Annotated in this window: 9 protein-coding genes; 6 read left to right on the top strand and 3 right to left on the bottom strand. The window is 65.9% G+C overall.

The annotated features are described in order from the left end of the window. The first annotated feature begins 185 nt into the window (after positions 1 to 185). Both ACI6PP_RS22500 and ACI6PP_RS22495 read left to right on the top strand, forming a co-directional pair. Complete coding sequence (locus ACI6PP_RS22500; protein ID WP_421113967.1) at positions 186 to 1,436, top strand: hypothetical protein; 1,251 nt, start codon at positions 186 to 188, stop codon at positions 1,434 to 1,436. Positions 1,437 to 1,618: 182 nt separating this feature from the next. Then, entirely contained in the window at positions 1,619 to 2,059 is a 441-nt protein-coding gene (locus ACI6PP_RS22495; RefSeq protein ID WP_421113966.1) for a helix-turn-helix domain-containing protein, read from the top strand. Positions 2,060 to 2,296: 237 nt separating this feature from the next. On the opposite strand, the gene ACI6PP_RS22490 is transcribed toward ACI6PP_RS22495, so the two are convergent. From ACI6PP_RS22490 to ACI6PP_RS22480, 3 genes are all read right to left on the bottom strand, one after another. Beyond that, complete coding sequence (locus tag ACI6PP_RS22490) at positions 2,297 to 2,488, bottom strand: hypothetical protein (RefSeq protein ID WP_421113965.1); 192 nt, start codon at positions 2,486 to 2,488, stop codon at positions 2,297 to 2,299. 257 nt (positions 2,489 to 2,745) lie between these two features. Then, positions 2,746 to 3,021 (bottom strand): hypothetical protein, encoded by a 276-nt coding sequence (locus tag ACI6PP_RS22485; protein WP_421113963.1) that lies wholly within the window; start codon positions 3,019 to 3,021, stop codon positions 2,746 to 2,748. A gap of 29 nt (positions 3,022 to 3,050) precedes the next feature. Continuing rightward, on the bottom strand, positions 3,051 to 3,287 hold the full coding sequence (locus ACI6PP_RS22480; RefSeq protein ID WP_421113962.1) for a hypothetical protein: 237 nt from the start codon (positions 3,285 to 3,287) through the stop codon (positions 3,051 to 3,053). 488 nt (positions 3,288 to 3,775) lie between these two features. On the opposite strand from ACI6PP_RS22480, the gene ACI6PP_RS22475 reads away from it, so the two are divergent. From ACI6PP_RS22475 to ACI6PP_RS22460, 4 genes are all read left to right on the top strand, one after another. Next, positions 3,776 to 4,012, top strand: coding sequence for a hypothetical protein (locus ACI6PP_RS22475; protein ID WP_421113961.1), 237 nt, complete (start codon positions 3,776 to 3,778; stop codon positions 4,010 to 4,012). A 271-nt stretch (positions 4,013 to 4,283) separates the two neighbouring features. Beyond that, the gene (locus tag ACI6PP_RS22470) at positions 4,284 to 5,387 is read left to right on the top strand and encodes a hypothetical protein (protein ID WP_421113960.1); all 1,104 of its coding nucleotides are present in this window, start codon (positions 4,284 to 4,286) and stop codon (positions 5,385 to 5,387) included. 134 nt (positions 5,388 to 5,521) lie between these two features. Next, the gene (locus tag ACI6PP_RS22465; protein WP_421113959.1) at positions 5,522 to 5,902 is read left to right on the top strand and encodes a hypothetical protein; all 381 of its coding nucleotides are present in this window, start codon (positions 5,522 to 5,524) and stop codon (positions 5,900 to 5,902) included. Between the two features lie 329 nt (positions 5,903 to 6,231). After that, positions 6,232 to 6,828: an Ltp family lipoprotein gene (locus tag ACI6PP_RS22460; RefSeq protein WP_421113958.1), complete on the top strand. Its 597-nt coding sequence runs from the start codon at positions 6,232 to 6,234 to the stop codon at positions 6,826 to 6,828. Positions 6,829 to 7,159 lie beyond the last annotated feature (331 nt).

The raw sequence follows: 7,159 nt of genomic DNA, 5'->3' as shown, positions 1-7,159 counted from the left end.
GGGATCATCAACTTTGATGCGCTGCGCCCCGACACCCAACGCGCCTGGCTGCGCGCCGGCGCCGCGGTATCGCGCGGGTTCTGAACTGGCGCGTCAGCGCGGTAGCGAAAAGTGCGGTGCCGCGTGTTCTGTCGGACCGGTGACATACGTTGCTGGCACCTTCGTACAAATTTTCGGGACGCTCTATGACACCGGAACAGTTTGACGCACACCCGTTGTGGGATGCGGTCGATGACGCGCTTGCTCAGCTGGGCAAGACCCAAGGCGGGGCTCCTGCCGGTCAACGGGCCGATCGCCGCCGCATTCAATGGATCGGCGCGCAGGTACGTAAGTTCCGCGGCGCTGACTGGCGACACTTCACTGCCGGGATGCTCGACTCGGTGTCCACTATCTGGGCCGACGTCAACGCCAACGCGTCGAGCATCCCCTCGGATCGGGCGTACTTGCAGAACGCGCTGTCTTCTGCCGAGAGCTGCCTTCCCATGATTGGCGCCTGGCCACACCCCGGTGGTCGGCAAGGTGGGACAGGCAAGCTGGAGAACGAGTTCTTCGAGAACTACGAGAAGAGCACCGAAGCCAGCCTGGCGGCCATCATTGAGCGCAACGAGAGCCTTCAAACTGAGGCCGACGAACGGGAACGTGCGCACGCCGAACAGGTAGCGGCACTCGAGACACAACTGACCGAATTGCAAACTTCGATCGACCAGCACGAGGCGCAGGTCACCTCAGCAACAGCATCGATGGATGCCAAGCTCGCGAGTGTCGAGACCGAAGCGTCCGAAGCTCAAAGTGCGCGCGAAAAGGCATTCCGGGCTTGGCTAGATGAGCAGCGCAAGGCGCTCGTGGACGAGCAGGCCGAACCAATGCTGCGCTCGTTGGAGGAGTCCCGAACCCGCGGCCAGGACGTGCTGGGCGAGATCAACGAGCTCAAGCAGAGCGTCGAGAGGGTCACGGGCAAAGCGGCCAGCGCTGTGCTGGCGCGCGACTACGGCTCTTATGCCAACCGCGAGTACGTCGTCGGCGTGCTCGGCTACCTGTTGGGGTTCGGGTTCCTCGGGTGGTTTGGGTGGTATCTGCTTGAGACGGTGGGTGGTATCGAACGCGACGTTGCGGTCTCCTGGCAGTTCGTTGGTCTGAAGTTTGGGCTGACCGTGACTTTTGCTGGAGCCGCAGCCGTTGCGTTCCGCTTTGGAGCTCAGGCGCTCAAGAGGGCCGCCACGAACAAGCGCGTGGAACTTGAATTGCGTGCCATAGTCCCGTTCCTTGAAGATGTGAGCGACGAGGACGCTGCGCAGGCCAAACTTGACTTCATCACCCGCATGTTCGGCCGCGCGTTCGAGGAGCAACCTCGCCGTGGCGACCGGGCAGGTGTCGACGAGGCTGTCGGACGCGCTTTGAGCGCACTCAACCGAGACACCGGGTCCGGCAGCGCTTAGGTTTCCGCCCGACCAAACCGTTCGAAACGGCAACCGCGCAGCCGCCCGTAACGCGCGGACGGTGACACAGTAAACCGGCTGAGTTGTTGTCACGATACATCGCAATACATTGCCGCCATATATTTCGTTGCCGCGTCGCGTCGAGACTAGCGGCGAGCCGAGGATCGATACAGGCTTGGCGGATGGCCCGCCCATCGCTGACGTCGTGGAACCCCGAGCGCTTGCGTATGGCTCGCGAAGCAAAGGGGTGGACCACTGAGCAGCTGGCTATCCATGCCGATCTCAGCGGAACCGCGGTCCATACGTACGCCTCGGGACGGCACACCCCACCGCCCAGCGCGCTCGTGGCGCTGGCGGCTGCTTTGGAGGTTCCCACCACAGAGCTGGCGCCGCCGCCTGACCCGCCGCGCCTGTTCGATCTACGGTTCCACGCTGGCCATTCCGTTGAGTCGTTGGCTCAGGCGTTGGGCATGGCTGCCAGCCACACCGGGGTGATTCTGCGCGGGTCGGCCCGGATCACCGAACCTGGCAAGTGGGCAGATGTCCTGGGCGTCGACGAGGCCACCGTTCAGAAGGCGTGGCAGGCGTCCAGGCGCGAAACGGCAGACCGACACCCGCAGTAAGCGATACATCGCGACACATCGCCGATAATCTACCTTATGTCAGGTAGTTTACTTTAGATGTACTTGTCAGCAGAACCAAGGCCAGCGGTGCGGCCGTTCCCGTGGGCGACGTTCGAGTCGTTCTTCCTGCCTGCATCATCGACTATCGAGGACGCGGCGACGGCCACAGGTGTGCGGACGGACGGGGTGCGCTGGTGCTCGAGAAGACGGGGCGACTGACTGCGGCTCGGGGCCGCCTCAGCCGCCATTGGAAATTTCTTGCGACCTGGTGGTGACGACGCCGTTGATGACGGCATACACCCCCAGAGCAAGCGTCACCACGATGGCGCTGATGATTGCCCATTCGATCGCTGACGCACCGCGCTCAGCGCGGCGGACCAGCTCGTAGCGAGCGACCAGGTATGCCCTCAACATCAAGATCTCGGTCACGCCTCATCCTCCCGCATCAATGGACCGCAAGACCCGACCAGACGAGCGTAAGTGGCAGTCACTCCATCCACGACGCTCGTTGCACGCAGCGCACGGCCTAGAGCCCCGCAGGGGCAGAAGTGAGGGCCCGCTCACCAATGGTGACGGACCCCGGACCCAAAGTCGGTGACCACTTGCTTGGCAGCCAGGTCGAAGACTCCGGTTGAGGGCGGCTCGCGACGTCTCCTGGCGCTTGGAGAGACCCAAGCACTCTCGACCTACACCGCGAGTCGAGTGCGGGGCTCCCCAAAGCGCTGCTGCGCGGCCTGGCGGCTGATGTCTAGCGCCGCGCCGATGACGGTCCACGAGTCGCCTGCGGCGCGCGCGGATGCGACGGCGGCCCGCAGCTCGATCTCATCTGCTTCGAGGCGCTCGCGGGCACGGATGAGGCGACGGAAGTGGGTGGCGTCGCGCGGCTCGACCGTCGCCGGGTCGAGGTCGTCGAGCATGCGCTCGACACTGTCGGTATTGGTCTGGTCCTTGATCTTCGTCATGGTGGTGCGTCCCTTTCGGTCGGAGCCCGCTACCGCAACAGGCCGAGGAACTTCGGCCTCATGCGGTCCGCGTGGATGATGCGGTTCGGCTCGTCAGCCGGGAGAGCGACGAGCTCCAGCAACGCGCCCGTCAGGTCGGGGCCGATGACGAGAAGCCTGTCCTCGCCGTCGTACTCGACCTCGACCAGACGAAGCGCGTTGCGCCACGCGTGAAGAATGTCGGCGTCGGTAACCCCATGCTTGCGGGCCGACAACTTGATCTCCACATGTCAAGCGTCCTTGACGCTGCACCCATTGTCAAGAAACCTTGACAAGCATGAAACGGGCGTGCGGTGACCGTCTAGCCCCACCAGACCAACTACCAGGCGCCGACGACGTGGATCGCGCAAAGCGTCGGCGAGCACTGTCTGCGACCTGATGCGCGTCGTCCGTCTTACTCTGGCTCGCCGACCCACTGCAGAACGTCGGCGGTTGACTTCTTCAATCGCTCATCGTGCGGCGCGAACGGCTCTTGCGCTTTGCATTCCTGATGAGCGACACCAGCGCGTTAGCGGCGCCTCCAATGTCAGGAGAGTCTTCAAGGCCGTCCCCGCACGCGTGACACCGTGGATGGCGCGCGCTGTCCACGGCCCCCCGCTTGGCCGCGGCGTGTGCCCCGGGCCGGTTTGAGGGCGGCCCAGGTTGTAGAAACTGAAATCGCGACACGCGGCGTATGTGCTCGTTTCTGTTTCCGTATGGGGCCAAGATCATGCCCATGACAGTGCGGAAGAGCCAGGGAGGTCGCCACAGCAAGGGCGACCGCGACGCGATGATGATTCGCCCCCCGCGCCAGCTGGGCGACATCGTCAGAGATGCCGCTGAGAACGAGGGCATGACGATCACCGACTACGTGACCACTCTGCTCGCACGCGAGCACGGCTTGCCGGCCATGGCTCCGACGCCGTCGCGACCCAGCCACCAGAAGGAGCTGCCACTGCAGCAGACGGCATAGCCCCGATCGGGGCAAAAGCGAGGGCCCGCCACCAATGGTGACGGGCCCCTGAACCGAAAGTCTCTGACCCTAGCTTGCCGGCGGGAAGTCAGTGACTCCGATCAAACGAACCTCTTCGTGCCTTCCAGCGCTCCGAGGTCCGTTCTAGCGCTTGGAGTTCACCATACCCGAGCACGTAACAACAGGCGTACAACCGCGCCCAAAAACAGGTCCGGCGCGTCGCGTCACCTACGTCGTCGGTATGCGCGAGTGCCCACCAGGCACCGGACACGTGTTCCTGCGCCACGGTGAGCGGAACCGGCGCGTCCTCCCCCGCCGGCACCCCGGCGTGGTGTCGGTGCGTACCAGTTGTGCGCCCGAGCGTGCCTACGGCACGCTGCCGACCTGGCGCTCGCGCTGGCACTGGCTGAACATCGTGGTCCTGCTGGCCGCGACCGAGCGCCGTGAGGTCCTGGCCGAGCACGGGGTGTCGATCGAGTCGTTCCGGGCCTGGGCCCGTGCGGAGTCGCTGTACGCCGAGCTGGCCACCGGCCGCCGGTGCATCGTGCGCCCCGACACCGTCGCCTCACTGCTTGAGGTGTCCACCCGCACCGTCCAACGCTGCCGGGCAGCCGCCCGCGACCTCGGCCTGGTCGTCGACGTCGTCCAGGGCCGCATGCTCAGCGCTACTGAGTGCTTCCAGGCGCGCTACCAAGGCTCCCCGCAGCGCGGCATGGCCAACGAGTCGGCTCTGACCGTGCCGGCCTGGCTAGGCCTGGCGGCATGGCCTGGAAACACCGGCTCTGTGGACACTGTCACCCCTACCAGTGGTAGGGCTCAGTCAGCCGAAAACCCTGCAGATACCTATGGTCTCCCTCGCGGTGCGAGCGGAATACCGGCCACGCCTTCGGCGCGCCAGCACCAGCTAGCCAGGTTTGAGGGGGTCCCAAACCTGGGGTGGTTGCAGAGCCGGCTCTGCGAGGCCGCAGCAGCCGCTCTAGCGACCGAACTCGTCGTCCGGGTGCCATTCTTGAACCAGGAGAGCCCCAAGCGGCTCACCCCAATGCTGAGACGGTTCGTTCGCGGCGCGCTGCCATGGACCGCGGCCGACGTGCTCGCGCACATCACCGTGACCGACCGGGCCCGTCAGCAGCCGGCGTTCACCGCCGACCGCATCAGGACACGCCCTGCCGCGGTCCTTGCTGGCTACCTGCGCGGCGTCGACCCCCAGGACGACCACCCCCGCACCCACGTGTTGGCCGAACTCGACATGGTCAACCACTCCCCCGGTTGCCGGCCGTGGTGTGGCCGCTGTGACGAGCGGACCCGTCACGTGGAGCTCGATGACGGACGCGCAGCGCGTTGTGCCACATGCCACCCAGCCGCACACTCCTGAGACCCGGAGGTGGCCACCGGCGGGGATCTCGGCTGACACCGCAAGCGGGCATGACAGTGCAAGGCGCGCCTGCGTGCGCGGCACCGGACGCTGCGCCACCATGAGCATTCGCCAGGCCCGACGAGAAAGGCAACATGTCCAACGACACCATGCCAGAGCGCCACGTCCCCGGCGCGCGGCTGGTTTGGCGACAACAGCGGCCAACTCGCCTGGCCGACGACCCGGCCAGTCATCGGTGCGGTCGCATCACGGCCGACCGCCTGATGGTGACCAACACCGGCGGTATCGAGGCAACCACGCTGACCATGGTCGTGGTGCCCCTGGCCGGCGCCCTGGTCGCGTTGCATGACGCACTCGAGCCGCTCGACCTCCCACCAGGAAGCAGCGCCAGCTGGGCCCTCACTCGCACCACCCCCGCCATCGGACGCACGTGCGTGCTCAGCATCGCCGCGTACTGGTTCGAAGGCGACCACAAGCACGCAGCGCACTGGGGTGTCCCCCTCACCGGCCGCTAGTGACCACCCGTCAGCGCCCAGACGCCGTTCGAACGCCGCTTGCGCTCAACCCACCTTTGCTGGTCACCGGGTACTGCGAGCGGCAGCGACTCAGACTCGGTCTGTGGCTTGCCCGCGAATGACAGAGCGAGGACGTGATTAGGCCACACCGTCCGTGGTCGTTCATTCGGGTGATGTTTGGGCAATCCGCCCATCTGTGACGTGGCGCGGACATACCGTGTGGTCGCGATCACACGCGCCCGGCGACAGTCAGCCGCGCGCAGGTCGTCCGTCGCGGCTCATATCGGGTCGCGTGGCACGTCGACTCTCGGGAGCACATCACCATGTCTATGAACCCCCAGCAGCCTCAGCCCGGACAGCAGCCGCGGAACCCGCGCGCCGAAGCCAAGGCAGCCAAGGCCTACGCCAAGGCCACCCGCGCCTGGTTCAAGAAGAAGCGCTGGTGGGGCGCAGCACTCGTCGTGATGCTGATCGCCGCGATTGCCGCGGGCAGCGGCGGCACCGACTCCCCCACCCCGGTGGCAGACGATCAGACGGCCACGACCGCACCAGCCAGCGAGGCAGCCGCCGACGCGTCAGGCGGTGACGAGGAGCCGGCGACCGACACCACCCCAGAGCTGACCACCTCGCAAGAGAACGCCGTCGAGTCCGCCAAGAACTACCTCGAGCTGGCGCCATTCTCCCGCAAGGGTCTGATCGACCAGCTGTCCTCCGAGGCCGGCGACGGCTACCCGCGAGCCGACGCGAAGTTCGCCGTGGACTCGTTGGACGTGAACTGGAACAAGCAGGCCGCCAAGGCGGCCAAGAACTATCTCGACATGACCGCATTCTCTCGCGACGGCCTGATCGATCAGCTGTCCTCCGACGCCGGCGACCAGTACACCCTCGAACAGGCCGTGTACGGCGTGGACCAAGTCGGCCTCTGAGCCACAACCGACCCTCGTATACGCCCAACAACGCGACGGACGATTGGGCGACGCCACCCCAGTCACCGAGCAGCACAGAGCCGCCCCGGACGTCTCGGGTTGCCCGGGGCGGCTCTGAGCCGATCACTTGTGTGTGTTGGTGAGCTCACTGCCTTCCCGGCAACCGCGGGGCCGACTGTCAGAAGCGGGTTTGTCCGTTCGATCCCCGCCCATGAGCGGGCGGGGCCACAATGGCGGACATGACCACGCCTACCCACGAGGCACCAACGCTGCTCACCCCCGGTGAGGTGGCGCGCATGTTTCACGTCGTGCCCAGGACGGTCACCCGTTG

Source organism: Solicola agrisoli (assembly GCF_049059935.1).
In the GTDB taxonomy this organism is placed as follows: Bacteria; Actinomycetota; Actinomycetes; order Propionibacteriales; family Nocardioidaceae; genus JAURVT01.
Note: the sequence above shows the minus strand (reverse complement) of the source record. Positions and strands in the feature narration are given on the sequence as shown.